This is a genomic window from uncultured Aquabacterium sp. (assembly GCF_913773725.1).
In the GTDB taxonomy this organism is placed as follows: Bacteria; Pseudomonadota; Gammaproteobacteria; order Burkholderiales; family Burkholderiaceae_C; genus Aquabacterium.
In genome coordinates, this window is record NZ_CAJYGK010000042.1 from 1 (window position 1) to 25,946 (window position 25,946).

At 68.1% G+C, this 25,946-nt stretch carries 23 protein-coding genes; 14 read left to right on the forward strand and 9 right to left on the reverse strand.

The genetic code is table 11. The annotated features are described in order from the left end of the window. The 8 genes from gltB to QZ709_RS04805 form a co-directional block, all read left to right on the forward strand. On the forward strand, positions 1-2,734 hold a 2,734-nt coding region (gene gltB, locus QZ709_RS04770; protein ID WP_294636162.1), incomplete at its 5' end, for a glutamate synthase large subunit. A 22-nt stretch (positions 2,735-2,756) separates the two neighbouring features. Beyond that, positions 2,757-4,220 carry a glutamate synthase subunit beta gene (locus QZ709_RS04775; protein ID WP_294636163.1) on the forward strand — a complete coding sequence of 488 codons (1,464 nt, stop codon included), beginning with the start codon at positions 2,757-2,759 and terminating at the stop codon, positions 4,218-4,220. Positions 4,221-4,425: 205 nt separating this feature from the next. Then, positions 4,426-5,274 carry an ABC transporter ATP-binding protein gene (locus QZ709_RS04780; protein ID WP_294636164.1) on the forward strand — a complete coding sequence of 283 codons (849 nt, stop codon included), beginning with the start codon at positions 4,426-4,428 and terminating at the stop codon, positions 5,272-5,274. Beyond that, a complete protein-coding gene (gene mlaE / locus QZ709_RS04785; protein ID WP_294636182.1) occupies positions 5,274-6,056 on the forward strand; it encodes a lipid asymmetry maintenance ABC transporter permease subunit MlaE in 783 nt (260 codons plus the stop codon). The genes QZ709_RS04780 and mlaE overlap by 1 nt, the downstream gene beginning before the upstream one ends. A 28-nt stretch (positions 6,057-6,084) precedes the next feature. Continuing rightward, complete coding sequence (gene mlaD, locus QZ709_RS04790; RefSeq protein ID WP_294636165.1) at positions 6,085-6,564, forward strand: outer membrane lipid asymmetry maintenance protein MlaD; 480 nt, start codon at positions 6,085-6,087, stop codon at positions 6,562-6,564. Continuing rightward, entirely contained in the window at positions 6,561-7,427 is an 867-nt protein-coding gene (locus QZ709_RS04795) for a VacJ family lipoprotein (RefSeq protein ID WP_294636166.1), read from the forward strand. Before mlaD ends, QZ709_RS04795 begins: the two co-directional genes overlap by 4 nt. A gap of 85 nt (positions 7,428-7,512) precedes the next feature. Beyond that, positions 7,513-8,190 (forward strand): ABC transporter substrate-binding protein, encoded by a 678-nt coding sequence (locus tag QZ709_RS04800; protein WP_294636167.1) that lies wholly within the window; start codon positions 7,513-7,515, stop codon positions 8,188-8,190. Positions 8,191-8,198: 8 nt separating this feature from the next. Next, on the forward strand, positions 8,199-8,486 hold the full coding sequence (locus tag QZ709_RS04805; RefSeq protein ID WP_294636183.1) for an STAS domain-containing protein: 288 nt from the start codon (positions 8,199-8,201) through the stop codon (positions 8,484-8,486). 66 nt (positions 8,487-8,552) lie between these two features. Here QZ709_RS04805 and zwf read toward each other — a convergent pair whose 3' ends face one another. Next, positions 8,553-10,016, reverse strand: coding sequence for a glucose-6-phosphate dehydrogenase (gene zwf, locus QZ709_RS04810; RefSeq protein WP_294636168.1), 1,464 nt, complete (start codon positions 10,014-10,016; stop codon positions 8,553-8,555). Positions 10,017-10,157: 141 nt separating this feature from the next. On the opposite strand from zwf, the gene tal reads away from it, so the two are divergent. From tal to QZ709_RS04825, 3 genes are read left to right on the forward strand one after another with little or no spacing between them, the layout of a single operon-like run. After that, the gene (tal, locus tag QZ709_RS04815) at positions 10,158-11,108 is read left to right on the forward strand and encodes a transaldolase (protein WP_294636169.1); all 951 of its coding nucleotides are present in this window, start codon (positions 10,158-10,160) and stop codon (positions 11,106-11,108) included. Positions 11,109-11,146: 38 nt separating this feature from the next. Beyond that, positions 11,147-12,772 carry a glucose-6-phosphate isomerase gene (gene pgi, locus QZ709_RS04820; protein ID WP_294636170.1) on the forward strand — a complete coding sequence of 542 codons (1,626 nt, stop codon included), beginning with the start codon at positions 11,147-11,149 and terminating at the stop codon, positions 12,770-12,772. A gap of 11 nt (positions 12,773-12,783) precedes the next feature. Then, positions 12,784-13,449 carry an HAD family phosphatase gene (locus QZ709_RS04825; RefSeq protein ID WP_294636171.1) on the forward strand — a complete coding sequence of 222 codons (666 nt, stop codon included), beginning with the start codon at positions 12,784-12,786 and terminating at the stop codon, positions 13,447-13,449. A 106-nt stretch (positions 13,450-13,555) separates the two neighbouring features. On the opposite strand, the gene rpoH is transcribed toward QZ709_RS04825, so the two are convergent. The 4 genes from rpoH to QZ709_RS04845 form a co-directional block, all read right to left on the reverse strand. Further along, the gene (rpoH, locus tag QZ709_RS04830) at positions 13,556-14,491 is read right to left on the reverse strand and encodes an RNA polymerase sigma factor RpoH (RefSeq protein ID WP_294636172.1); all 936 of its coding nucleotides are present in this window, start codon (positions 14,489-14,491) and stop codon (positions 13,556-13,558) included. Positions 14,492-14,621: 130 nt separating this feature from the next. Continuing rightward, the gene (locus QZ709_RS04835; RefSeq protein WP_294636173.1) at positions 14,622-15,389 is read right to left on the reverse strand and encodes an alpha/beta family hydrolase; all 768 of its coding nucleotides are present in this window, start codon (positions 15,387-15,389) and stop codon (positions 14,622-14,624) included. Beyond that, positions 15,386-16,825: a DUF4124 domain-containing protein gene (locus QZ709_RS04840; protein ID WP_294636174.1), complete on the reverse strand. Its 1,440-nt coding sequence runs from the start codon at positions 16,823-16,825 to the stop codon at positions 15,386-15,388. The genes QZ709_RS04835 and QZ709_RS04840 overlap by 4 nt, the downstream gene beginning before the upstream one ends. 37 nt (positions 16,826-16,862) lie before the next feature. Continuing rightward, positions 16,863-17,357, reverse strand: a complete 495-nt coding sequence (locus QZ709_RS04845; protein WP_294636175.1) for an N-acetyltransferase family protein — start codon at positions 17,355-17,357, stop codon at positions 16,863-16,865. 262 nt (positions 17,358-17,619) lie between these two features. On the opposite strand from QZ709_RS04845, the gene QZ709_RS04850 reads away from it, so the two are divergent. Both QZ709_RS04850 and QZ709_RS04855 read left to right on the forward strand, forming a co-directional pair. Beyond that, complete coding sequence (locus QZ709_RS04850; protein ID WP_294636176.1) at positions 17,620-18,909, forward strand: lytic murein transglycosylase; 1,290 nt, start codon at positions 17,620-17,622, stop codon at positions 18,907-18,909. 76 nt (positions 18,910-18,985) lie between these two features. After that, positions 18,986-20,815, forward strand: coding sequence for a long-chain fatty acid--CoA ligase (locus QZ709_RS04855; protein ID WP_294636177.1), 1,830 nt, complete (start codon positions 18,986-18,988; stop codon positions 20,813-20,815). Between the two features lie 17 nt (positions 20,816-20,832). On the opposite strand, the gene QZ709_RS04860 is transcribed toward QZ709_RS04855, so the two are convergent. The 4 genes from QZ709_RS04860 to QZ709_RS04875 all read right to left on the reverse strand — a co-directional run bounded on the left by QZ709_RS04860 (position 20,833) and on the right by QZ709_RS04875 (position 24,597). Next, positions 20,833-21,648 carry an HD domain-containing phosphohydrolase gene (locus QZ709_RS04860; RefSeq protein ID WP_366937143.1) on the reverse strand — a complete coding sequence of 272 codons (816 nt, stop codon included), beginning with the start codon at positions 21,646-21,648 and terminating at the stop codon, positions 20,833-20,835. A 109-nt stretch (positions 21,649-21,757) separates the two neighbouring features. After that, positions 21,758-22,189 (reverse strand): TraR/DksA family transcriptional regulator, encoded by a 432-nt coding sequence (locus tag QZ709_RS04865; RefSeq protein WP_294636178.1) that lies wholly within the window; start codon positions 22,187-22,189, stop codon positions 21,758-21,760. 1 nt (position 22,190) lies between these two features. Next, positions 22,191-22,586: a cupin domain-containing protein gene (locus QZ709_RS04870; RefSeq protein WP_294636179.1), complete on the reverse strand. Its 396-nt coding sequence runs from the start codon at positions 22,584-22,586 to the stop codon at positions 22,191-22,193. 139 nt (positions 22,587-22,725) lie between these two features. After that, positions 22,726-24,597: an ATP-binding protein gene (locus tag QZ709_RS04875; protein ID WP_294636180.1), complete on the reverse strand. Its 1,872-nt coding sequence runs from the start codon at positions 24,595-24,597 to the stop codon at positions 22,726-22,728. A 226-nt stretch (positions 24,598-24,823) separates the two neighbouring features. Here QZ709_RS04875 and QZ709_RS04880 point away from each other — a divergent pair, with 226 nt between their 5' ends. Beyond that, a complete protein-coding gene (locus QZ709_RS04880) occupies positions 24,824-25,801 on the forward strand; it encodes a helix-turn-helix domain-containing protein (RefSeq protein WP_294636181.1) in 978 nt (325 codons plus the stop codon). The last annotated feature ends 145 nt before the right edge of the window (positions 25,802-25,946 follow it).

Sequence of the window (25,946 nt, forward strand, 5' to 3'; positions counted from 1 at the left end):
CATCGCCGACCAGGCCGAGGAAGCCGTGCGCGGCGGCAAGGTGCTGCTGATCCTCAGCGACCGCCATATCGCTCCCGGCAAACTGCCGGTGCATGCTGCCCTGGCCGTCGGCGCGGTGCACCACCGCCTGGTGCAGACCGGGCTGCGCTGCGACTCCAACATCCTGGTGGAGACCGCCACCGCCCGCGATCCGCACCATTTCGCGGTGCTGATCGGCTTCGGCGCCTCGGCGGTCTATCCGTTCCTCGCCTACGAGGTGCTGGCCGACCTGATCCGCACCGGTGAAGTGCTGGGCGACCTCTACGAGGTGTTCAAGTACTACCGCAAGGGCATCTCCAAGGGGATGCTGAAGATCCTCTCGAAGATGGGCATCTCCACCATCGCCTCCTACCGTGGCGCCCAGCTGTTCGAAGCCATCGGCCTGGCCGACGAAGTCACCGGCCTGTGCTTCCCGGGTACCCCGAGCCGTATCCAGGGCGCGCGCTTCCTCGACATCGAGAACGAGCAGAAGCTGCTGGCCAACGAAGCCTGGAACAACCGCAAGGCGATCCAGCAGGGCGGCCTGCTGAAGTTCGTCCACGGTGGCGAATACCACGCCTACAACCCGGACGTGGTCAACACCCTGCAGGCCGCCGTGCAGCAGGGCGACTACGCCAAGTTCAAGGAATACACCACGCTGGTCGACCAGCGCCCGGTGTCGATGATCCGCGACCTGCTGAAGGTGAAAGTGGCCGACCAGCCACTACCGCTGGAGCAGATCGAGCCGCTGGAGGCGATCCTCAAGCGCTTCGACTCCGCCGGTATCTCGCTGGGTGCTCTGTCGCCAGAGGCCCACGAAGCGCTGGCCGAGGCGATGAACCGCCTGGGCGCGCGTTCCAACTCTGGCGAGGGCGGTGAAGACCCGTCGCGCTACGGCACCATCAAGAGCTCGAAGATCAAGCAGGTGGCCACCGGCCGCTTTGGCGTGACCCCGGAGTACCTGGTCAACGCCGAAGTGCTGCAGATCAAGGTTGCCCAGGGCGCCAAGCCCGGTGAAGGCGGCCAGCTGCCAGGCGGCAAGGTCAACGGCCTGATCGCCAAGCTGCGTTACGCGGTACCGGGCGTGACCCTGATCTCGCCACCGCCGCACCACGACATCTACTCGATCGAAGACCTGGCTCAGCTGATCCACGATCTGAAGAACGTCAACCCCAAGGCCGACATCTCGGTCAAGCTGGTGTCGGAAGTGGGCGTGGGCACGGTGGCCACGGGTGTGGCCAAGGCCAAGGCCGACCACATCGTGATCGCCGGCCACGACGGCGGCACGGGCGCTTCGCCCTGGTCGTCGATCAAGCACTGCGGCACGCCGTGGGAACTGGGTCTGGCTGAAACCCAGCAGACCCTGGTGCTGAACCGCCTGCGCGGCCGTGTGCGCGTGCAGACCGACGGTCAGATCAAGACCGGCCGCGACGTGATCGTGGGCGCCCTGCTGGGTGCCGACGAGTTCGGCTTCGCCACCGCGCCGCTGGTGGTCGAAGGCTGCATCATGATGCGCAAGTGCCACCTGAACACCTGCCCGGTGGGCGTGGCCACGCAGGATCCGGTGCTGCGCAAGAAGTTCTCCGGCAAGCCCGAGCACGTCGTGAACTACTTCTTCTTCGTTGCCGAAGAAGCCCGTCAGATCATGGCCCAGCTGGGCATCCGCAAGTTCGACGACCTCATCGGCCGCGCCGACCTGCTCGACACCAAGAAGGGTGTGGAGCACTGGAAGGCCAAGGGTCTGGACTTCAGCCGCGTGTTCGCGCTGCCGCCGGTTCCGGCCGACGTGCCCCGCCTGCATGTCGACCACCAGGACCACGGCCTGGACAAGGCCCTGGACGTCCGCCTCATCGAGAAGGCCCAGCCGGCCATCCTGCGTGGCGAGAAGGTCCAGTTCATGGAGGAGGTCAAGAACGTCAACCGCACCGTCGGCGCCATGCTGTCGGGCGAGCTGATCAAGCACCACCCCGATGGCCTGCCTGACCAGTCCATCTTCATCCAGATGGAAGGCACGGGCGGCCAGTCCTTCGGCGCCTTCCTGGCCCAGGGCATCACCCTGTACCTGATCGGTGAAGCCAACGACTACACCGGCAAGGGCCTGTCGGGCGGTCGCATCGTCGTGCGTCCGAGTATCGAGTTCCGCGGCAACGCGACCGACAACATCATCGTGGGCAACACCGTGCTGTACGGTGCCACCAGCGGTGAGGCCTTCTTCCGCGGCGTGGGCGGCGAGCGCTTTGGCGTGCGCCTGTCCGGCGCCACGGCGGTGGTCGAAGGCACGGGTGACCACGGTTGCGAATACATGACCGGCGGCACCGTGGCCGTGCTGGGCAAGACGGGTCGCAACTTCGCGGCCGGCATGTCGGGCGGCGTGGCCTACGTCTATGACGAAGACGGCCAGTTCGCCAAGCGTGTGAACTTGGCTCAGGTCGCCCTCGAGAAGGTGCTGCCCGCGGCCGAACAGGCCGATGCCGGCATTCCGATGCACAAGGGCCAGGCCGACGAGGCCCTGCTCAAGAAGCTGATCGAGGACCACCACCGCTGGACCGGCTCGCTGCGTGCCCGCGAAATCCTGGACAACTGGCCTGCCTCGATGGCCAAGTTCGTCAAGGTCTTCCCGCACGAGTACCGCCGCGCCCTGACCGAAATGGGCGCCAAGCAAGAAGCCACGGCCGTCGTTGCCAAGGCCAAGTCCGCCACCAAGGCCAAGGCCTGAAGCCGCGCGTTAGGAGTTTGAAATGGGAAAAGTCACCGGCTTTCTGGAATTCGAGCGTCTGGAAGAGGGCTATGAGCCCGTCGAGAAGCGCGTCAAGAACTACAAGGAGTTCGTGATCGGCCTGACCGAAGAGCAGGCCAAGATCCAGGGCGCGCGCTGCATGGACTGCGGCACCCCGTTCTGCAACAACGGCTGCCCGGTCAACAACATCATCCCGGACTTCAACGATCTGGTGTACCACCAGGACTGGAAGAACGCGATCGAGGTCCTGCACTCGACCAACAACTTCCCCGACTTCACGGGGCGTGTGTGTCCGGCGCCGTGCGAGGCCGCCTGTGTGCTCAACATCAACAACGATGCCGTCGGCATCAAGTCGATCGAGCACGCCATCATCGACCGCGCCTGGCAGGAGGGCTGGGTCAAGCCCCAGCCGGCCAAGGTCAAGACCGGCAAGAAGATCGCGATCGTGGGCTCCGGCCCCGCCGGCATGGCCGCAGCGCAGCAGCTGGCCCGGGCCGGTCACGACGTGACCGTCTTCGAGAAGAACGACACCATCGGCGGCCTGCTGCGCTTCGGCATCCCCGACTTCAAGTTCGACAAGTCGCACATCGACCGCCGCGTCAAGCAGATGGAAGCCGAAGGCGTGGTCTTCAAGACCAACGTCATCGTGGGCGAACTGCCCAAGGGCTCGAAGGTCACGAACTGGGCCAAGGAAACCGTCACCCCCGAGCAGCTGAAGCAGGACTTCGACGCCGTGCTGCTGGCCGGCGGTGCCGAGCAGTCGCGTGACCTGCCGGTGCCGGGCCGCGATCTGGCCGGCATCCACTTCGCGATGGAGTTCCTGCCCCAGCAGAACCGCGTGAACGCCGGCGGCAAGGTCAAGGACCAGATCATGGCCACGGGCAAGAACGTGATCGTGATCGGCGGTGGCGACACCGGCTCCGACTGCGTGGGCACCTCGAACCGTCACGGCGCCAAGAGCGTGATCCAGTTCGAGCTGATGCCCCAGCCGCCCGAGCAGGAGAACAAGGAGCTGACCTGGCCGTACTGGCCGATCAAGCTGCGCACCTCCTCGAGCCACGAAGAGGGCTGCGAGCGGGAGTTCGCCATCGCCACGAAGGAATTCATCGGCGAAAACGGCAAGGTCACGGGTGTCAAGACCGTGCGCGTCGAGTTCAAGGACGGCAAGTTCAACGAGGTGCCGGGCTCCGAGCAGACGCTCAAGGCCGACCTGGTGCTGCTGGCCATGGGTTTCGTGAACCCGGTCAACACGCTGCTGGAAGGCTTCGGTGTCGAGAAGGATGCCCGCGGCAACGCCAAGGCCTCGACCGACATCGGCGGCTACAAGACCAACGTGGCGGGCGTGTTCGCCGCTGGCGACGTGCGCCGTGGCCAGTCGCTGGTCGTGTGGGCCATCCGCGAAGGCCGTCAGGCTGCGCGCGAAGTCGACGCCTTCCTGATGGGCTCGACCACGCTGCCGCGCTGATCGGTCTCGCGCGCCTCCAGTGCGCGCCAGCAAAGGCCGCCCGACGGGGCGGCCTTTGTGCTTCTGACGCACAGCACGCCCTCCAGAAGAGGGGGCAGGCTTTGTTTACCTGGGCCTGCGCGGCGGGCATGCCACCCGCGTCCTGCATGCACCAAGACCATGCCCTATGATCGGGGATTGGTGTCTTTGCACCGGCAACCATTTCATGTCAACGCCACTTACCCCCACTCCTGCTGCTGAAAGCGCGGCTGCCGTGCCGGATGCCCTGGTTGAACTCCGGGGCGTCACCTGCGGCTATGGCGAGCGCATCATCCTCGAGGACATCGACCTGGTCGTGCCGCGGGGCAAGCTGGTGGCCCTGATGGGCACCTCCGGCGGGGGCAAGACCACGGTGTTGCGCCTGATCGGCCGGCAGATCGGCGCGATGCGCGGCCAGGTCCTCGTCAATGGGCAGGACGTGGCCACGCTGGACGCGGCCGGTCTGATGGCCGCCCGGCGTCGCATGGGCATGCTTTTCCAGTTCGGTGCGCTCTTCACCGACCTGTCGGTGTTCGAGAACGTGGCCTTTCCGCTGCGTGAGCACACCCGCCTGCCCGAGTCCATCCTCCGGGATCTGGTGCTGATGAAGCTCAATGCGGTGGGCCTGCGCGGTGCGCGCGACCTCATGCCCAGCGAGATCTCGGGCGGCATGGCCCGCCGGGTCGCGCTGGCCCGGGCCATGGCGCTGGACCCGGAACTGATGCTGTACGACGAGCCCTTTGCGGGGCTGGACCCCATCTCGATGGGGGTGGCGGCGCGCCTGATCCGCGAGCTCAACGACACAATGGGGCTGACCAGCATCCTGGTGTCGCACGACGTCGAGGAAACCTTCCTGATTGCCGACCATGTGGTGTTGCTGGCCAACGGCCGCATCGTGGCGCAGGGCACGCCGGCCGAGATGCGTGCCAGCGAAGACCCGCTGGTCAAGCAGTTCGTGCACGCCGCGGCCGACGGCCCGGTGCGTTTCCATTACCCCGCGCAGGACGCGGGCCATGATTTCGGGGTGCGCGGATGATCCGGTGGTTGCGACCCAGCGTGGTGGGCCAGGCCGTGCGCCTGAAGGTCACCGACATCGGCTACGCCACGCGGCTGTTCCTGAAGCTGCTGGGCACCTTGCCGGCCACTTTCCGGCGCCCGCGCCTTTTGTCCGAGCAGATCTTCTTCCTGGGCAATTATTCGCTCGCCATCATCCTGGTCTCGGGCCTTTTCGTGGGCTTTGTGCTCGGACTGCAGGGCTACTACATCCTGCAGCGCTATGGCTCGAGCGAGGCCCTGGGTCTGATGGTGGCCCTGTCGCTGGCCCGTGAGCTGGGGCCGGTGGTGGCCGCCTTGCTGTTTGCCGGTCGGGCTGGCACGGCCTTGACGGCCGGCATCGGCCTCATGAAGGCCGGCGAACAGCTGGCGGCCATGGAGATGATGGCGGTCGACCCGATTCAGCGTGTGCTGGCTCCGCGCTTCTGGGGCGGTGTGATTGCCATGCCCTTGCTGGCTGCCGTGTTTTCCGCGGTCGGCATCCTGGGCGGCTGGCTGGTCGGTGTGGTGATGATCGGGGTGGATCCCGGCGCGTTCTGGTCGCAGATGCAGAGCGGCGTGGACGTGTTCCAGGACGTGGGCAACGGCCTGATCAAGAGTGTGGTGTTCGGTTTCACCGTGACCTTCGTGGCATTGCTGCAGGGCTACGGGTGCAAGCCGACGGCCGAAGGGGTGTCGCTGGCGACCACCCGCACCGTGGTCATGGCCTCCCTGGCCGTGCTCGGCCTGGACTTTGTGTTGACGGCCATGATGTTCTCGATCTGATCGGGCGGCAGGCTGGAAGGACGACAAGATGCAGAAATCGAAACATGATGTGTGGGTGGGCCTGTTCGTGCTGATTGGCGCGGCGGCCATCCTCTTCCTGGCTCTGAAGGCCGGCAACCTGCTGACCCTGAGCTTCGACTCGGGCTACACCGTGACGGCCCGCTTCGACAACATCGGCGGTCTCAAGCCGCAGGCTGCGGTCAAGAGCGCTGGCGTGGTCGTGGGCCGGGTCAAGTCGATCGGCTTCGACAGCCAGAGCTACCAGGCCCAGGTCGAGATCACGCTCAACAAGGGCGTGGCCTTTCCCAAGGACAGCTCGGCCAAGATCCTGACGGCCGGCCTGCTGGGTGAGCAGTACATCGGCCTCGAGCCAGGCTATGGCGAGACCAACCTGGCCCAGGGCGACACCATCAAGAGCACCCAGTCGGCCATCGTGCTGGAAAACCTCATCAGCCAGTTCCTCTACAGCAAGGCTGCAGAAGGCAACGACAAGGGGGGCGGCAAGTGAGTGCCTCTCGCGCGAGCACCCGAGTCCTGATCGCAGCAGGCGCCCTGTCGGCAGTGCTGTTGCAGGGGTGCGCCACCGGTCCGCATCCGCATGACCCGCTCGAGCCCTGGAACCGGCAGGTGTTCGGTTTCAACGAGTCCGTGGACCGCAACGTGCTGCAGCCGGTGGCCCGGGGTTACAACGCGGTTGTGCCCAGCCCGGTCCGGACCGGGGTGCGCAACTTCATGGCCAACATCGGCGATGCCTGGTCGACGGTCAACCTGTTCCTGCAGGGGCGCTTCGCCGATGGCACGATGGGTGTGATTCGCGTCTCGGTCAACACGACCTTCGGGCTGCTGGGCCTGATCGACGTGGCCACACCCATGCAGATCGAGCGCCCGAACGAGGATCTCGGACAGACGCTGGGCGTCTGGGGCATGGGGCCCGGCCCTTACGTGGTCTGGCCCTTCCTGGGCTCGTCCACGGCCCGTGATTCGCTGGCGTTGCCCGCCGACATGTACGCCTCGCCTTCGTCGCTGGGGGAGACCACCGCTCAGGGCGTCGGGATCACGGCCTTGCGTCTGGTGAGCCTGCGCGCCAACCTGCTGGAAGCGACGACCCTGCTGGACGATGTCGCGCTGGACAAATACAGCTTCATCCGCGACGCCTACCTGCAGCGTCGGCAGAACCTGATCTACGAAGGCAATCCCCCTGATGAGGACGTCGATGGCGACGGGGACGACGACGATGGCGTCTACTATGCGCCGTCCGAGGAAGAAGCCGCAGCCCCTGCGCCGACACCCTCCGCGCCCTCGGCCCCGGTCGATGTGCCGGCCGCGGCCCCCTCGGCCCCTGTCACACCGGCGCCGGCCGCGTCGCGCTGAAGGGCCCGAGCCCGGCGGCTGTGTCGGCCGAGCGGGCAGCCCGTGCGTTGAATGACCATCTGGCCTTTTGAAGGACCCTGATCCCATGCTGAAGCAACCCTCCTCGCTCCGCGTGCTGGCCCTGTCGCTGCTGGCACTGGCCGGCACGGGCGCTGCGATCGCCCAGACCGCGCCGGTGGCGCCGAACCCCGCCGTGGCCGCTGCGGCCGCGCAGGCGCCGGACGCCTTCGTCAAGGCCATCACGGCCGACGTGTTCGCCACCGTCAAGGGCGACAAGGCCATCCAGTCGGGCGATGTGCGCAAGCTGATCGCCGTGGTCGACACCAAGATCCTGCCGCACGTGAACTTCCAGCGCATGACGGCGTCGGCCGTGGGCCGGCCGTGGCGTCAGGCGACGCCCGAGCAGCAGAAGCGCCTGCAGGAAGAGTTCAAGACCCTGCTGGTCTACACCTATGCCGGCGCCGTGGCCCAGATCAAGGACCAGACGGTCGAGTTCCGCCCGATGCGCAGCCGCCCGGAGGACACCGAGGTGGTGGTGCGGACGGTGGTCAAGGGCCAGGGTGATCCGATCCAGATCGACTACCGTCTGGAGAAGGCCGCCAGCGGCTGGAAGATCTACGACGTCAACGTGCTGGGTGCCTGGCTGGTGCAGACCTACCAGAGCAGCTTTGCACAGGAGGTCAACGCCTCCGGCATCGACGGCCTGATTGCCAAGCTGGTCGAGCGCAACAAGCAGCTGGCCAACAAGAAGTCGACGGGCTGATGAGTGCCATGCTGTTGCTGCCTGCCGTCATCACGCATGCCGATGTGCCGCATGTGCTCAGCCTGTTCAAGCAGACGCTGGATCAGGCGGCGGCCGGCGCGCCCGGTCAGGTCGTCATGCTGACGGTGGACGGCTCGGCCTTGCAGCAGTTCGACTCGAGCGCATTGGCCGTGCTGCTGGAGTGCCAGCGCATGGCCCGCGCCAAGGGACGTGCGTTCTCCGTGCAGTCTCTGCCGGCCAAGCTCACCGAGCTGGCCCGGCTGTACGGGGTGGACGGCCTGCTGCAGTCGGGCTGACCGCGCGCTCGTGCGAGGCCGCCACCGCGCGGCGAAGGCGCCGCGTCACTGTGCGGCGCCCCGGCTTCAGGCTTCTTCCGGCCAGGTGAAGCCATCCCGCGCCACCAGGGCGCTGGCCGCGGGGGGGCCCCAGGTGCCTGCGGCGTAGGTCCGCACGCCGTGGGGGTCCTGCTTCCAGGCCTCCAGAATCGGTTCCACCCAGCGCCAGGCCTGTTCCTGCTCGTCCGATCGCACGAACAGGTTCAGTCGCCCCGCCAGCGCATCCAGCAGCATGCGTTCGTAGGCGCCCACCCGATCGGTCGGGAAGGCCTTGTCGAAGTCCAGGTCGAGTGACACCGGCGACAGCTTTTCGGCGCCGCTGGCATCGGTCGAGCCGACCGAGCCCTTGGCCGCGAGCAGGTGCAGTTCCAACCCGTCCTCCGGCTGCAGCTTGATCACCAGCTTGTTGGGGTGAGCTGCGCCCGGGAAGATCGAGTGGGGTGTCGAGCGGAAGTTCACGACGATCTCGGCATGGCGGGTGGCCAGGCGCTTGCCGGTGCGCAGGTAGAAGGGCACGCCGGCCCAGCGCCAGTTCTGCACCTCACAGCGCAGCGCCACGAAGGTTTCGGTGGCGCTGCCGCCCGGCACCTTGTCCTCTTCCAGGTAGCCCTTGACGGGCTGGCCTTCCACGGTGCCGGCGCGGTACTGGCCGCGCACCACGTCGCGCGCCACCGACACGGCGTCGAAGGGCTTGAGCGAGCGCAGCACCTTGAGCTTCTCGTCGCGGATGGCATCGGCGTCGGCGCTGGACGGCGGTTCCATCGCCACCATGGTCAGCAGCTGCAGCGCATGGTTCTGGATCATGTCGCGCAGCGCGCCGGTGCGGTCGTAGAAGTCGCCGCGGGTGCCCACGCCCAGGCTCTCGGCCAGCGTGATCTGGATGTTGGCGATGCTTTCGCGGCGCCACAGCGGCTCGAAGAGCACGTTGCCGAAGCGCAGGGCCATGAGGTTCTGCACCGAGGGCTTGCCCAGATAGTGGTCGATGCGGAAGGCCTGGCGTTCGCTGAACACCGAGCGCACCACGCGGTTGATTTCCTGTGCGCTGGCCAAGTCGTGGCCCAGCGGCTTTTCCAGCACCACGCGCACGCGGTCGTGGTTGAGGCCGGCGGCGCCCAGCTGGGTGCAGATGACCGGGAACAGGTGCGGGCTGGTGGCCAGGTAGATGACGGCCGTGTCGGCGTTGCGCTCATCGAGCCAGCGTTTCAGTCGCTGGTAGTCGTCGGGTTTGGACAGGTCCATCGGCCGGTAGTGCACCAGCTGAGAGAACTGCTCGAACTCCTCGTCGGTCGGGCGCTTGGCGGTGTCGGCGGCCTGCAGGCGGTCCTTCAGCCAGTCGCGGTAACCCGCGTCGTCGCGCTGGTCACGGGCCACCGCCAGAATGCGCCCGTCGGCCGGCAGCTTGCCGTGCCGCCAGGCCTGGAAGAGGGCGGGCATCAGCTTGCGCCAGGTGAGGTCACCGGTGCCACCGAAGAAGACGAGGTCAAAGGACATGGCTGCGGCCTGTGCGATAGTGGTGGAGGGTTTACACCGGGGGTGTCATGCTCCCGGTGTTAATCTAACGATAATACTTCTGACGGGAGCCCGCTGTGCAATCGGCGTGGTGGCCTGTCAGTCTGCAGCCACTGTACGCACATGCCCAGCCAACTCGACCAGCTCAAGCAATACACCACCGTTGTGGCCGACACCGGCGACTTCAAGCAGCTTGCTCAGTTCACGCCCCAGGATGCCACGACCAATCCGTCGCTCATCCTGAAGGCCGTGCAGAAGCCTGACTATGCCCCGCTGCTGGCGGACACGGTGAAAGCCCACAAGGGCGAGGCGCTCGACGTCATCGTCGACAACGTGCTGGTGCGCTTCGGGCTCGAGATCCTGAAGGTGGTGCCGGGCCGCGTGTCGACCGAGGTCGATGCCCGCCTGAGCTTCGACACCGAGGCCACCGTGGCGCGCGCGCGCCGCATCATGGGGTTGTACGAGGCGGCCGGCATCCCGCGCAGCCGCGTGCTGATCAAGATCGCCTCGACGTGGGAGGGCATCCAGGCCGCCCGCGTGCTCGAACAGGAAGGCATCCGCTGCAACCTGACGCTGCTGTTTGCCTTCTGCCAGGCCCAGGCCTGCGGCGATGCCAAGGTGCAGCTCATCAGCCCCTTCGTCGGCCGCATCTACGACTGGTACAAGAAGCAGGCCGGCGCTGCCTGGGACGAGGCCGCGAACGCCGGCGACAACGATCCCGGTGTGAAGTCGGTGGCGCGCATCTACGCCTACTACAAGGACCATGGCATTGCGACCGAGGTCATGGGGGCCAGCTTCCGCAACGTGGGCCAGATCATTGCGCTGGCCGGCTGCGACCTGCTGACCATCAGCCCCGATCTGTTGGCGCAACTGCAGGCCAGCGAGGCCCCGGTCGCACGCAAGCTGACGCCGCCGTCTCAGGTCGGCGTGGCCGAGGCCCCGCTGAGCGAGGCGGCCTTCCGCTACGCGCTGAACGAGGACGCCATGGCCACCGAAAAGCTGGCTGAAGGCATCCGCGCGTTCGCCGTGGACGCCGGCAAGCTCGACGCCATGATCCAGGCGCTGCAGGCCTGATCCGCCTTTCGCCCCTCACCCCCTCGGAGCCCTGATTGATGTCTCACCCGCGTTGTGACCAGACCGTGGCGTGGCAAGCCCTGGCCGGCCACCTGCAAGCCCATGGCCGCGAACTCGATCTGCGGTCGCTGTTTGCCGACGACCCGGACCGCGTGCGGCGGCTCACGGTCGCAGCGCCCGAGATGGTGGCCGACCTGTCGCGCGCGCATTGGGATGTGGCCACGCGGGAGCACCTGCTGGGCCTGGCGCGCGAGTGTGGCATCGAGGCCCGCCGCGACGCCATGCTGGCCGGCGAGCCCATCAACGGCACCGAGGGCCGGGCCGTGCTGCACACGGCGCTGCGCGCGCCCAAGGGGCAGGGCCCGCACAGCGAGCTGGTGCACGATGTGCTCGACCGCATGCTGGCCTATGTGGACGCGGTGCGCGCCGAGGGGCGTTTCACGGACGTGGTGAACATCGGCATCGGCGGCTCGGACCTGGGCCCGCAGATGGCGGTGCCGGCGCTGGAAGCCTTCGCCGATCCGGCCCTGCGCTACCACTTCGTCAGCAACGTCGATGGGCAGGACCTGGCTTCGGTGCTGCACAAGCTGAAGCCCGAGACGACGCTGTTCATCATCGCCTCCAAGACCTTCACCACGCAGGAAACCATGGCCAACGCCCAGGCGGCGCGCCAGTGGTTCGTGGATGCGGGCGGCACCGACATCGCCACCCACTTCGTGGCCACGACGACCAATGTGGCGGCCGCGGCGCAGTTCGGGGTGACCACCACCTTTGGCTTCTGGGACTGGGTGGGCGGCCGTTACTCGATGTGGTCGGCCATCGGCCTGCCGGTGGCGCTGGCGCTGGGCAGCACGCATTTCCGGGCTTTTCTGGCCGGCGCGCACGCCATGGACCAGCACTTCGCCACCGCGCCGCTGGCGGCCAACCTGCCGATCCAGCTGGGGCTGCTCGATGTCTGGTACCGCAACTTCAAGGGCTACACCAGCCGCTGCATTTCGCCGTACCACAACGGCCTGCGCCGCCTGCCGGCCTACCTGCAGCAGCTGGTGATGGAGAGCAACGGCAAGTGCGTGGATGCCGACGGCCATCCCGTGCCCTACGCCACCAGCGAAGTGGTCTGGGGTGAGCCGGGCACCAACGGGCAGCACGCCTTCTACCAGATGCTGCACCAGGGCACGGACGTGATCCCGGTGGAGTTCATCCTGGTCAAGCGCCCGAGCTTCCGTCAGCCCGAGGCCATGTCGCCGGCGCTGCGTGACCTGTTCGCCGAGCAGCACCGCATGCTGTTGGCCAATGGGCTGGCCCAGGCCCAGGCGCTGATGTGGGGCAAGACCACGGCCGAGGCCGCGGGTGAGCAGGCGCCCACGGCGTCGAAGGACCTGGCGCCCGAGGTGATCGCGCGCCACCGTACCTTCCCGGGCAATCGCCCCAGCCTGACGCTGCTGCTGGACGAGGTGACGCCGCGTTCGCTGGGCGCGCTGATCGCGCTGCACGAGCACCGCACCTTCGTGAGCGGGGCGCTGTGGGGCATCAACTCCTTCGACCAGTGGGGGGTGGAGCTGGGCAAGGCGATGTGCAAGGAACTGCTGCCCCGCCTGAGCAGCGGCGATGTCAGCGGCCTGGATGCCGCCACCGCCGCGATGATCCGACAACTGCGCGCCTGAACCGACCCCCGATGACCTTGATGCAAGCTGGCGCTGTGGCGCCTCTGCCGCCGCCCGACGCGGTGGTGTTCGATTTTGGCGGGGTGCTGTTCAACTGGCAGCCGGTGGTGCTGCTGCAGCAGGTGATGCCCGATCACGCCCGCAACGCCGAGGAAGCCCTGGCGCTGGCGCACACCGTGTTCCAGTCCTTCATGCCCGACGGGGACTGGGCCGCCTTCGACCGGGGCACGGCCGAGTGGGACGAGGTGCGGGGGCTCATCGCCCGGCGCACCGGCCTGCCCGAGGCGGATCTGGACCGGCTGATGCACGCCATCCCGCCGCACCTGGCGCCGCTGGCCGACACGGTGGCGTGGCTGGAGCGACTGGCCGCGGCCGGCACGCGACTGCACTTCCTGTCGAACATGCCGGCGCCCTATGCGGCCTTCTTGCAGCGCGAGCACGCCTTTCTGAAGCACTTCCGCTCTGGCGTGTTCTCGTGCGACGTCAAGCAGATCAAGCCCAACGCCGACATCTTTCACACGGCCATCGAGGCGTTCGGTGTGGCGCCATCGCGCACGGTGTTCATCGATGACAACGTGCACAACATCCGCACGGCCCTGGAGCTGGGCTGGCGCGCGGTGCGATTCGAGCACGCCGCGCAGGCCGAAGCCGATCTGAAGGCCCGCGGCTGGCTGTGAGGGTGGGGCACCTCTGCCCGCGGCCCCTCTTGCCTGGCCCGGACGTGACAACGGCGCCCAGGTTGCCCTGAGGCGCCGTTTCTGTTGGAGGGCGGGCGCGAAGGCCTCAGGCCTCGACGACCTCGGCCAGCGCCTTGCGCATCTTCTTCATGGCCGCCACCTCGATCTGGCGGATGCGCTCGGCGCTCACGCCGTAGTCGGCGGCCAGTTCGTGCAGCGTCATGCCGCCCGAACCGTCGTCATTGACCTTGAGCCAGCGCTCTTCCACGATGCGGCGGCTGCGGTCGTCCAGCGAGGCCAGTGCGTGCGTGATGCCGTCGGAAGCCAGCCAGTCGCGGCGGGCGGATTCCAGCACGCGGGTCGGCTCGTGGGCGTCGTCGGCCAGGTAGGCCAGCGGGGCCACGGGCGCGTCGCCATCGTCGTCGGTCGGGGCTTCGAGGGCCACGTCGCCGCCTGCCATGCGCGTTTCCATCTCGATGACGTCTTCCGGACGCACGTCGAGTTCGGCGGCCACACGGTGGATGTCGGCCTCGGACAGGCTGGCGCGGCCCATGTGCGCGGTGGGGTCTTCGGAGGCCTCGCCCTTGAACTGGTGCTTCAGCGAACGCAGGTTGAAGAACAGCTTGCGCTGGGCCTTGGTGGTGGCCACCTTGACCATGCGCCAGTTCTTCAGGATGTACTCGTGGATCTCGGCCTTGATCCAGTGCATGGCATAAGACACCAGCCGCACGCCCTGATCGGGGTCGAAGCGCTTGACGGCCTTCATCAGGCCCACATTGCCTTCCTGGATCAGGTCGCCCTGGGGCAGGCCGTAGCCGAGGTACTGGCGCGAGATGGACACGACCAGGCGCAGGTGCGAGAGCACCAGCTTCGAGGCGGCCTGCAGGTCGGCATGGTCACGCAGGCGCCGGGCCAACGCCTGCTCTTCCTCGGCCTCCAGCATGGGGATGCTCTGGACCGAGCGGATGTACGCGTCCAGATTGCCCAGCGAGGGCACCACACTCCAGGGGTCACGGGTGGCAAGGGCGGTGGTCATGGTCATCGATGGTTCCTTTCGGCTCCTTCTCGGATCGATATTAGCACTCTGCGTAAGAGAGTGCTAAGCACGGAAAGTTCCCCCTCCGTTCTGTGCTTTTTCAGGCGGCAAGTGCCAGGCCGGACCACACTCGACCTCAGATCAGCCCGAGAAAGCGCCTTATCCGCTGCGTCAGCGCCATGATCTGCTGCGGCGACAGGGCCGCATAGTCATGGTCGGCCGCGATGGGCTCGAGGACGATGGTCGACGACAGCGCGTAGCGCGCCGCGTCCGCCGGGGTCCCGTAGCTGTCCTGATCACCCTGCAGGATCAGAAACGGCTTGGTCATGGCCGGGAGGTGCGCGGTTCGGGCCGGCTCCTCGGGCAGGTCTGGGTGCTTGAACGGGTAGCCGAAGCACACCAGCCGCGTCACCTTGGGCTCCGCGTCCAGCAGCGAGGCAAGCCTGCCCCCCGCCGAATGCCCGAGCAGGAACACCTGCCGAGCGCGCAGGTGGCGAACGAAGTCGGCCAGTTCGGCATCGGGCGGCGTGGCGCCAGGTTGGAGACGTGGGCCGACCCACGCGCGCCGCTTCGGGTAGCGCATCTTGAGGACCAGGCGCACGGTCTTGAGGGCGAGCCGGCCTGCGTGGGGGTGATCGGCGGTGAGCTGGCCCAACCACCGGTGCCGCATCCGGTCCAGCGCCTGTTCTCGCAGGCGGGCGTGCAGTGCGCCGGGGCGTTCGTGCCAGCACACGCTGAGGTCGGGGCCGTGAAGCCCGGCCGCGATGGCATCGATGGGGGCGGAGCGCCGCAGCTGGTTCTGGCGGCCCACGACCACGAGCACCGCCCGCCCGTCGAATGGGCCGAGATGCTGGACGTGGCTGTCTGCGATCCGCGTGATCCGCAGCGTCGCGGCCGACCTCATTCCGCCATCTTGTACGTGAGCTGGCCTTTGCGGCTGCCCAGCTCGTAGGTCCAGATGTGGGTGACGGAGGCGTCCCGGATGTTGAGGATGGCCACGACACCCGGGCCCGCTGCCACCGAAAGCCCGTGCATGCGCTCGTTTCCGCGGTCGTAGGTGCTGTCCAGGTCGGGCATGAGCCTGGCCAGGGGCTGCACCTCTTCCAGCTCGCCGTTCTCGTTGAAGACGATCAGCTCGGCCTTGTCGGAGACCGAGAAGTAGCGGCCCGAGGCCGGGTCCTGGGCCAGGCTGAAGAGGTCCCGGTTCTGCAGCGAGCGCGCGCCCAGCCACTGGCGGGCGCGGGTGTCGTAGCGGTAGAAGTGGCCCTCGCCGCCAAACGACACGATGGCCAGCACATTGCGTCGGGCGTCCCACACCATGCCCGAGCCCCATGACAGGGGCGGCATGTTGGTCGGCAGGGTCACCTTCTGGGATGGCCCGTTGAAGCCCTGTGGGAACCACATCAGCGTGCTGCCATTGCCTTCCAGCGCATAGGCCTCACGGCCGTCTTCCCGCATGGCGGCCGGTCCACCGCGCTGCATGGAGAAGGGGCCGCCACCGCGCACGACACCCATGTAGCGCTTGCCGTCCTTGGGGCCGGTGTTGGTCCAGGGCAGGCGTCGGCCGTCGGTGCTCAGAAGGTCGAAGCTGAACTGGACGCGCGGCACCTCCGGGCGCAGCCCGTCGAGCGACAGGTTGGGGTCGGGCGCGAAGGGGCCGCTGACCGGCACCACGGCCGGCAACTGGTAGCCGCCGCGGAAGCCGGTGACCTTGTTGACGCCGTAGCGCGTGTGGAGCTTGCCGATGAGCTGCCGGAACTTGACGTTGCCGGTTTCGGTGGCATAGGGCAGGTCGTCGTACGCCACCGGCACCTGAGGCAGGGGCTGGACCAGGGGCGGGCCGTCCGACGCAGCCGCAGCCACGATGGCCTTGATCCGGGTGCCGGGTGCAGGCAGCACTTTCCATTCGGTCTTGTTGTAGCCAGTGAGCACCAGCAGCACCGGACGCGCGGGGTGGTTGACGTGCACCTGCGTGATCCCGGCCGAGAACTGATAGCCCGAGACCACGATGACGTCGGCGTCCACGCCCCACGTCTGGGTACCTTGCGGGCCCTGGGTCGGCTCGACGCCCCGGGCGTTCGCCCTGGCGGCGGTGTCGGCAGACGGGGGTGGCGTCGAGGTGGCGACCGGGCGAGGCGCTGGGGCCCGCCCTGCGGCGCCGGTGTCCAGCTGCTTGCCATTGCCGCTGCCGGCGCAGGGCACGGACTGGTAGGCCACGTGGCCGTTGCCGTCCGTGCAGCGGTAAATGCTGGTCTGGGCATGGGCGCCTGTGGCAAGCAGCATGGACGCCGCGAGAGCCTGCCCGAAACGGGCTGGCTGGCGCCGGAAGGTCGATGTCATGTTTCTCCCTGGTCGATCTGGTTGAGGCGGCATGGCGTCACAGCAGACGCTGCCAATGGCCGATGTCCAGCCAGCGGTCGAACTTGCGGCCCACTTCGCGCAGATGCCCGACTTTGACGAAGCCGAGCGATTCGTGCAGGGCCACACTGGCGGCGTTGGGCAGCGAGATCACGGCCATCAAGGCATGGCAGCCGTTGGCCTGCAGGTGGTCGATCAGCGGGGTGTAGAGCAGCCGGCCGATGCCCCGCCCGCCATGCCCCTGGCGGATGTAAACCGACAGCTCGACGGTATGCCGGTAGGCCGCCCGCTCGTGATAGGGCCTCGCGTAGCTGTAGCCCACGATCCGGCCCTCTTCTTCACACACGAGCCAGGGGTGGTGCGCCCGATAGCGGTCGATGCGCTCTCGCATCTCGGCGGGTTGCAGCGGCACTTCCTCGAATGTGGCGGTGCTACCGAGGATGTAGGGGTTGTAGATGTCGCAGATGGCGAGCTCGTCGCCCGGTGCAAAGGCTCGAATGGTCAGGGGGCTCACGGGTGGCTCCGGGGACGAGAGGACGGGGTGCCGTGCACGGGCGCGGTCAACAGGGCAAGGTCCATCCCGGGATCGTACCCAAAAGCTGTGGCGCCAAAAGGGTCATCTGGCGGGGCTCTCGCCTGAAATTCGGCTGTCCGGGGGGCGCTGTTGGTTCCCGCGGCTCGGCCTTACAGGGCATGATCCGGTCCCACGGGCACCGAGCTTGCCCGTGGTCTGCCTTCTGGTGACCCCGTCCTGCCTGCCTGCCTGGTCCTGCCTCATGTTTCTGTCTCGATCGCTTTCCGTTCCTTTGGCCTGCACGGCGCTGTGGCTCGCAGGCTGCGCGTCCCGCCCGCCGGCTCCGCCATCACCGGGGGAGCTGACGCCACCCCAGCCTGCGCCCATGCCGTCGGGCACGCCGCAGGAGGGCAGCGCCGCCAGCACCGAGCAGCGCTTTGCCGAATGGCTGGCGCGCTTTCGCGAGTCCGCCCGCGCAGCCGGCATCGATGACGCCACGCTGGACGACGCACTGGCGGGGGTTCGCCTGCACCCGCGCGCCATCGTGGCCGACCGGAGTCAGCCCGAGTTCACCCGGACGCTGTGGGATTACCTCGACACCGCGGTGTCGCCGCAGCGGGTGGCCACCGGCCAGCAGAAACTGGCGGCCTGGCGTGAGGAGGCCGAAGTGGCCGCCGCGCGCTATGGCGTGCCGGCCCCGGTGCTGATGGCCGTGTGGGGCATCGAGAGCAATTACGGCCGCAACCATGGGGATGTGCCCGTGATCGATGCGTTGGCCACGCTGGGCTTCGAAGGGCGGCGCGAGGCCTGGGCGAAAGGCGAGCTGATCGCCGCGCTCAGGATCCTGCAGAACAAGGACATCGACCGGGCGCACATGGTGGGCTCCTGGGCCGGCGCCATGGGGCAGACCCAGTTCATGCCTTCGTCTTTCCTGGCCTATGCCGTGGATGCCGATGGGGATGGCCGGCGTGACATCTGGGGCAGCATGCCGGACGTGCTGGCCTCCACGGCCCACTATCTGGCGCGGGCGGGGTGGCAGGCGCAGGAGCCCTGGGGCGCCGAAGTGCGCCTGCCAGCTGGGTTCGACCCGGCTCGCGCCGACGCGGGGCTGCGCCAGAGCGCGGCGCAGTGGGCCGCAGAGGGAGTGTCGGCCATGGATGGCGGACCCCTGCCACCCCTCGCCGACGCCGCTGTCCTGCTGCCGGCGGGTGTGCGGGGGCCGGCCTTTCTGGTGGGGCGCAACTACCGGGCCCAGCTGCGATACAACAATGCCACCAGCTATGCCTTGACGGTGGCGTTGCTGTCGCAGCGCATTGCAGGTGGGCCGGGCGTACGGGCGCCCTGGCCCCGTGACCAGCGGGCGCTGAATCGCGGTGAAATCCAGGCACTGCAGGCGGGGTTGAACCGCTTGGGCTTCGAGAGTGGGCCCCCCGACGGCCAGTTCGGCCCGGCGACCCGCCAGGCCCTGCGCGCCTTCCAGCGGGAGCAGGGGTTGCCGGCGGATGGTCATCCCACGCCCGAGTTGCTGCAGCGGCTCCAGCCAGCGCCGTGATCGTCAACTCGCCGTCGTTTCAGCGCGTGCGCGCTGTGTAGGCTTACGGGTTTTGCGTTGAACCGAGTCCTTGCCGATGTCTTCCCGTCCTGTCACCGTGTCCGATCTCGGCCGCGTCCACACCCTCGCCGATCTGCTGGCCTGGCGCGCCGCCGCGACCCCTGAACGCGAAGCCTATCGTCAGCACGACGCCGGGACCGGTCGCTGGGTCAGCTGGAACTGGGGTGACACGCTGAGGCAGGTGACACGCTGGCGTGCGGCCTTGCTGGCCACCGGCGTGACGGCAGGGGAGCGCGTGGGCATTCTGGTGCCCAACGGGCTCGACCACGTCTGCATGGACCTGGCTGCCCTGTCGCTCGGGCTGGTGCCCGTGCCCATGCACGCGGTGGACAACCCGCAAAGCGTGGCCTACATCCTGAGCGACAGCGATGCGGCCGTGCTGCTCGTGGACAGCGTGGCGCGGTGGCAGTCGATCGCAGGCGCAGGGCAGCCGCTGCCGGGCCTGCGCCAGGTCATCGTGCAAGAGGCGGTGAGCGGCCCGGTCGAGGCGCCGCAACCGGCGCGGGTGGCGCAGCGTGATGCCTGGCTGGACCTGGGGGTGGGCGCGGCCGGCGTGGTCGATCTGCCGGCGCCGACGGCCGACACGCTGGCGGCCATCGTCTACACCTCCGGCACGACAGGCAAGCCCAAGGGCGTGATGCTCACGCACGGCAACGTGGTGGCCAACATCAAGGCGGTGCTGCAGCGTTTTGTCGTCACGCCGGACGACGTGCTGCTGTCGTTCCTGCCCTTGTCCCACACCTTCGAGCGCACGGTGGGCTACTACCTGCCGATCGCCGCCGGGGCTTGTGTGGTCTACGCGCGCTCGGTGGCGCTGCTGCAAGAAGACCTGGTGCAGGTGCGACCCACGGTGCTGGTGTCGGTGCCGCGCATCTACGAGCGGGTGCATGCCAAGGTGATGGAGGCCATCCACCAGCAAGGCGGCGTGAAGCGTCGCTTGCTCGAGATGGCAGAAGTGGTCGGCTGGCGGCGTTTCCTCGCCTCCCAGGGACGCAGCGAAGTGACGCTGACCGATCGCCTGATCTGGCCCGCCCTGCATGCGCTGGTGGCGCAGAAGGTGCTGGGTGCTTTCGGTGGGCGTTTGCGCATGGCGATCGCTGGCGGCGCACCGCTGAGCGACGCCGTGGCCCGGTTCTACCTGGGGTTGGGGCTGACCCTGTTGCAGGGCTATGGCATGACGGAAACCTCGCCCGTGGTGAGCTGCAACACGCCGGATGACAACGACCCGGCCTCGGTGGGGCGACCGCTGCCGGGCGTGCAGGTGCGCATCGGCGAGAACAACGAACTGCTGGTGGCGGGCCCCACCGTGATGCAGGGCTACTGGAAGCGCCCCGAGGACACGCAGCGCGTGCTGGAGCCGGATGGCTGGCTGCACACGGGTGACCAGGCGCGACTGACGGAGGGCCGGCTCTACATCGTGGGGCGCATCAAGGACATCATCGTCACGTCCACGGGGGAGAAGATCGCGCCCTCGGACCTGGAACTGGCCATCCAGGCCGATCCGCTGTTTGCACAGGTGCTGGTGATCGGCGAACAGCGGCCGTTCCTGTCGGTGCTGGCGGTGGTCAACCCGTCGGTCTGGGCGTCGGCTGCCCGGGCTGCGGGCCTGGACCCGGATGCGCCCGGCGCGCTCGACAGCGGCGAGGCCCGGCAGATGGCGTTGCAGCGCATCGTGCGCCTCGTGAGCGCGTTTCCTTCGTACGCCGTGCCCAAGCAGGTGCGTCTGCTGGCCGACCCGTGGACGATCGACGCCGGGCTCATGACGCCCACGCTGAAGCTCAAGCGCCCGGCGCTGATGCATCACCACGCGGACCTGGTCGACGCGGTGTACGCGCCCCGACGCTGAGCAAGAGGGGGCGGCGGTCAGCCCGCCGGGGGCACGGCGTCGGGTTGCGCGTCCAGCAGGTAGGCCCGCTTGCGCGCGATGTCGGCTTCCGAGTCACCGTAGGCTGTGGCAATGGCCTGGAAGCTGCCTTCGATGTCCAGAAAGGCCTGCACGATGTCCGGATCAAAATGGCGACCCGAGGCCATGCGGATCACAGTCACGGCCTGTTCGTGGGGCATCGGTTCCTTGTAGATGCGCCGGCTGATGAGGGCGTCGTACACATCGGCCACGGCCATCAGCCTGGCTGACAGCGGGATGGCCTCGCCGCGCAGGCCTTCCGGGTAGCCGCTCCCATCCCACTTCTCGTGATGGGAATAGGCGATCTCACGGGCCAGTTGCAGGAAGGGCACCGGGGTGCCAATCAGGTTCTCGGTCTGCACGATCGCGTCGCGGCCCAGCGCGGCGTGCTTCTTCATGATCTCGAACTCGTCCGTGTCCAGCTTGCCGGGCTTGAGCAGCACGCGGTCGGGGATGCCGATCTTGCCGATGTCATGCAGGGGCACGGCCTTGAACAGCAGTTCGATGCGGGGCGAGGTCAGTTCATGGGCGAACCGGGGGTGGCTGGACAGCTTGCGCGCCAGGGCGCGTACATAGTGCTGCACGCGCACGATGTGGTTGCCGGTGTCGGCGCCGCGGGATTCGGCCATGGCGGCCAGCGTCATGATCGCGGCGTCCTGAATCATCGACAACTCGCGCGTGCGACGTTGTACCGCCCGCTCCAGCGGGTCAGGGGCCGCTGAGGGGCCGGTGCGGGACGTCGAGGGGTGATCGGGGGTGGCGGGCAAGCCCTGCATGTCGCGGTACTCCAAGCGGACAGGGTAACGTGCCGCGCTTGAGGCAAACCGCGGAAAAGCAGGCCGATCAAGAGACGAGCGGGCACGTCAGGGTGCGCCGCCGGGAAAATTACCGGTTGTCGGCCCCCGTGGCGACGATGGGCACGGCATGCCCATGCACACGTTCATGTTGCTCCTGGCAGTCGATGCAACGGGCCGCCCACGGCTGCGCCTGCAGGCGGGCGCGGGCGATCGGCTCACCGCAATCGGTGCACTGCCCGTACACGCCCTCCGCCATGCGCAGGCGTGCGGCGCCAATCTCCGCCAGTTCCAGTTCGTCGCGTTCGCGCTCGGCGTGGCGCATGTCTTCGCCGCGGCGGTGCTCAGCCACGTCCACCAGATCGGGGGCCACCCCTGCGAAGCCTTCGCGGTCAGCTTGGTCCACGGCGTTGACGTCGCGCACCTCGCCCTCGAGCGCTGCTTCGCGGGCGTCCAGCGCGGCTGCGAAGGCGTGCAGTTCGGTTTCGCCGAGCGGGGTGGTGTCTTCGGAGGCGTTGCTCATGTCAGGGCTCCTGGTCAGGGTCGGGCAGGGTGTCGAGGGCGCGCTGGCCACCGTGGTCGCCGGCGTCTCCATCCTGCAGCAGCAGGGTCACCAGCACAGCGCAACGGCCGCGCGCCCGAAGGCCATGAACCTGGCCTGCGGGCAGCACCACCAATTGCCCGGCCTGCAGCGGCCGCACACCGCCCGGGTAGGTCAGCTCGACGCGTCCTTCGAGGCAGTGCACGATGCACTCGTCTGCGACGCGGTGAGCGGGCTGGTCTTCGTGGGCGCCCAGTACCAGGTGCAGCAACTGCACCCGACGGGTCTTGATCAGGCTGGTGCTGCGGGCTTCGACGAGCTGGTCGCCGAGGGGAGAGACATCGACGATGTCGAGCAGTTGGGCGTGGGGCAGGGCCATGGCAGGGCAAGGTGGCGTGCGAATGAGCCGCAGTTCGGCAAAGGTTGTGCCCGGCACACCGCGCGGGCCAGGCCGGTCGGTGTGGCCCCGAGGGGGCGCGTGCACCTTTTGCCGTGCACGGGTAAAGCTTGCCTGCGTGTCAGTCGGGTAAGTGAACCCGGAGCAGGGCGCGCAGGGCCTGCGCGTCGACTGGTTTGGTCAGGTGGCCGTCGAAGCCGGCTGCCTCCGCGTGGCGCTTGTCGGTGTCCGAGCCCCAGCCGGACACGGCGATCAGCACAGTACGTTGATGGGACGGGTCGGCGCGCACCTGGCGGGCCACTTCGTGGCCATCCAGCCCGGGCATCCCGATGTCGCAGAAGAAGAGGTGAGGGCGGAAGGCCGCCAGTTCGAGCAGTGCGTCCGGTCCATTGCCCACCGTGCGCGTGGTGACGCCTTCCAGCTCCAGGAGCATGGCGAGCGTGGCTCCGGCGTCCAGGTTGTCGTCCGCGATCAGCACCCGGCGGGCTGATGGGCCGGGCGGCACAGCGTCCGACTCGGGTGCCGGCCGCGGCGCTGTGGCCGGGATCTCGGGCACCGGCGTGGCGGTGCCCGCACCGTCCGCTTCCAGGTGGCTGGGCGATACGCCGGGCTGGCGCGGCAGGATGACGGTGAAGGTGCTGCCTTGGCCTGGTCCGGCGCTGCAGGCTTCCAGCGTGCCGCCATGCAGGGCCACGAGCTTGCGGGCAAGGGACAGGCCGATGCCCAAGCCGCCTTGCGCATGCTCGGCGTGGTGGCCGACCTGCGTGAACAGATCGAACACGTGCGGCAGCATGCTGGCCGGAATGCCCATGCCGTTGTCCGTCACGGTGATGTGCGCCTGGTCGCCCACAGCGCGGGCGTGCACCTCGATGCGGCCGCCCGGCGGGGTGTACTTGGCCGCGTTGTTGACCAGATTGGAGAGGACCTGGGCCAGGCGCACGGGATCGGCATCGATGGCCAGCGGCTCGGTCGGCACCGCCAACGTGAGCCGGTGGTGTGCCGCGTCGAGCCGCGGGCGGCTGCTTTCCATTGCGGCATCGATCACGTCCTGGACGGCCACCCGACGGCGTCGGAGCTCGAGCTTGCCTGTCCGGATCCGCGACACGTCCAGCAGGTCGTCGATGAGGCGCACCATGTAGGCCAGTTGCCGGGCCATCATCTCCTGGGCGCGCAGCGCCACCTCGCTGTGCGCCGGTGCACGCTGCAGGATGTCGAGGCCGCTGCGCAAGGGCGCCAGCGGGTTGCGCAACTCGTGCGCCAGCGTGGCGAGGAACTCGTCCTTGCGACGGTCGGCCTCGCGCAGGGCGGTGGCCGCCTGCACTTGCTCGGTCACGTCCTGGCAGACGACGTTGACGGCGACGACCTCGCCCTGGCTGTTGCGCAAAGGGTTGAAGTGCTCGATCCAGATGCGTTCGTGGCCCGGACGGGCCGGTGTCTCCCCGCGCACCTCGACCCCGTGCAAGGGGAGGCCACTGTCCATGACCTGGTCGACGATCCGACGGGCCTGAGGGGCAAGGCCGGGCAGCAGCTCGTATGCGGTGCGGCCCAGGTGGGCCGAAGCCGGGATGCCGTTGATCTCGGCCAGGTGGCCGTTGATGCGCAGCCAGCGCAGGTCGCGGTCGAGAACGCACAGCCCGATGGGCGCCGTGGCGTACAGCACCTCCAGTTCGGCGCGCTCGTCCTGGCTCTGGCGCTCCAGTTCGGCATAGCGCAGGGCAGCGGCTTCCTGGTCCTGCAGTCGGGCGGCGCGCTCTGCGCCCAGCTGGCGGTGCGCCTCCTTCACTTCGGCCCGCAACTGCGCCGTCTGGCTCAGCACGCGCCACAGCAACAGTGCCACCACGAGGCAGATGACACCGACCAGGGCGGCCACGAGATGGGGACTCAGTCCCCGCCCCCCGGCGCCCCACACCATCGCCAGGGGGGCAGCCGTACACACCAGCGTCAGCAGCAGGGCCGGCGCCGTCACCGTCCTGGAGCGGGTGTCGTGGTGCATGAAGTGGCAAGCGGCGGGGGGAACGGCTGACCCCGTCGCGTAAAGGGTGGTGCCCACAGTATAGGAACGGATGGCGCGACGCGGGAATGACAACGGCCGCCAAATACAGGGTGTGGACAGAATCCGTTGCGCGTGCTACGCGCCGTCACAAAATGGGGTGCTCGGCCGCGGGCCGCTGCGCACGGCGGTTGCCACGTGATCACGGTTCATCTTAGGAGCTGAGTCCGTGAGGATCGTGTTCGATACCGAGACCGTGCCACCCGAGAGCCGTCAGGCCTTCTGGTCCGATGTCCTGTGTTCGCTGTATTCCCAGTGCGTCCTGACGCCCGGCATCCCGGGTGGCATCCGGGGGCAGGTGCGGCACTGCGTGGTGCCCCACATGGAGGCCTCGATGCTGCACAGCGCCCCCATGCAGGCGCGCAATGTGGACGGGCAGGTCGCCCGGGACGAGCACGTGGCGTATTACGTTGCGATCCAGCTGGAAGGCCAGGCCACGTTGCAGCAGGCCGAACGCGAGTTGCTGCTGCAACCCGGCGCCATGACCGTCTGGACCAACGCCAAGCCTTTTGTCTTCCGCAGCGAGGCGCCCTTCGGTACGGCGCAGTTCAAACTGCCCGGACACCGCACGCGCCGGGTGTTGCCCGACATCGACCGGCTGCTGTGTCACCAGATCGGGGGGCAGATCGCCTGGCTGCGCCGCGCGCTGCTGCCCTTGGTGGAAGAGGTCTGCGGGCTTCATGGGGATCTGGACCGTGCAGCGGAAGAGGCCCTGATGCATGCGGCCTTCGAGCTCATCGTCGAGGGCCTGGGGGTGTGCATGGCGGGCGCGGCCCCGGCCCGTCGGCCGCTGGCGGTCTACCACCTGCACCGCATCAAGAGTGCCATCGACCAGCGCCTGCATGACCCGGCGCTGAACGTCGGCATGCTGGCGCGCGACCTGGGGATCTCGGCCACGCACCTGCACCGCGTGTTCAAGGCCGAATCCACAACGGCGGCGCGCTACATCCTGGAGCGCCGACTGGAAGCCTGTGCGGCCGACCTGGGCTCGCCGCAGCATCGCGCGCGCACCATCACCGAGATCGCCGTGCGCCATGGGTTCGGCAGCTCCTCGCACTTCAGCCGAGCCTTTCGAGCCCGTTTCGGGATGACGCCACAGCAGTGGCGCCGTGCGGGCGGCATGGTGGACACCGACGTGGGTGCCTGAACAGCAGCTGAACGCCCGCCCGACACCCTGCAGACAGGTTGCCCGAAAGCAAGAGTGACGGGCCCGTCGAACAAGTCCTGTGCGCTTCACATACCGAAAAGAGGGAGGCGCTGCACAGTGTGTGTGCGGCGTCCCCCCTCTTACA

Bases quoted from the DNA above. Each gene is read 5' to 3' on its own strand.
- QZ709_RS04780 (WP_294636164.1), top strand. From the start codon at position 4,426: ATGTCAACGCCACTTACCCCCACTCCTGCTGCTGAAAGCGCGGCTGCC.
- QZ709_RS04800 (WP_294636167.1), top strand. From the start codon at position 7,513: ATGCTGAAGCAACCCTCCTCGCTCCGCGTGCTGGCCCTGTCGCTGCTG.
- rpoH (WP_294636172.1), bottom strand. From the start codon at position 14,491: ATGACCATGACCACCGCCCTTGCCACCCGTGACCCCTGGAGTGTGGTG.
- QZ709_RS04860 (WP_366937143.1), bottom strand. From the start codon at position 21,648: ATGCAGGGCTTGCCCGCCACCCCCGATCACCCCTCGACGTCCCGCACC.
- QZ709_RS04825 (WP_294636171.1), top strand. From the start codon at position 12,784: ATGACCTTGATGCAAGCTGGCGCTGTGGCGCCTCTGCCGCCGCCCGAC.
- QZ709_RS04805 (WP_294636183.1), top strand. From the start codon at position 8,199: ATGCTGTTGCTGCCTGCCGTCATCACGCATGCCGATGTGCCGCATGTG.
- pgi (WP_294636170.1), top strand. From the start codon at position 11,147: ATGTCTCACCCGCGTTGTGACCAGACCGTGGCGTGGCAAGCCCTGGCC.
- QZ709_RS04865 (WP_294636178.1), bottom strand. From the start codon at position 22,189: ATGAGCAACGCCTCCGAAGACACCACCCCGCTCGGCGAAACCGAACTG.
- zwf (WP_294636168.1), bottom strand. From the start codon at position 10,016: ATGTCCTTTGACCTCGTCTTCTTCGGTGGCACCGGTGACCTCACCTGG.
- QZ709_RS04775 (WP_294636163.1), top strand. From the start codon at position 2,757: ATGGGAAAAGTCACCGGCTTTCTGGAATTCGAGCGTCTGGAAGAGGGC.
- QZ709_RS04855 (WP_294636177.1), top strand. From the start codon at position 18,986: ATGTCTTCCCGTCCTGTCACCGTGTCCGATCTCGGCCGCGTCCACACC.
- QZ709_RS04875 (WP_294636180.1), bottom strand. From the start codon at position 24,597: ATGCACCACGACACCCGCTCCAGGACGGTGACGGCGCCGGCCCTGCTG.
- tal (WP_294636169.1), top strand. From the start codon at position 10,158: ATGCCCAGCCAACTCGACCAGCTCAAGCAATACACCACCGTTGTGGCC.
- QZ709_RS04870 (WP_294636179.1), bottom strand. From the start codon at position 22,586: ATGGCCCTGCCCCACGCCCAACTGCTCGACATCGTCGATGTCTCTCCC.
- QZ709_RS04840 (WP_294636174.1), bottom strand. From the start codon at position 16,825: ATGACATCGACCTTCCGGCGCCAGCCAGCCCGTTTCGGGCAGGCTCTC.
- QZ709_RS04850 (WP_294636176.1), top strand. From the start codon at position 17,620: ATGTTTCTGTCTCGATCGCTTTCCGTTCCTTTGGCCTGCACGGCGCTG.
- QZ709_RS04835 (WP_294636173.1), bottom strand. From the start codon at position 15,389: ATGAGGTCGGCCGCGACGCTGCGGATCACGCGGATCGCAGACAGCCAC.
- mlaD (WP_294636165.1), top strand. From the start codon at position 6,085: ATGCAGAAATCGAAACATGATGTGTGGGTGGGCCTGTTCGTGCTGATT.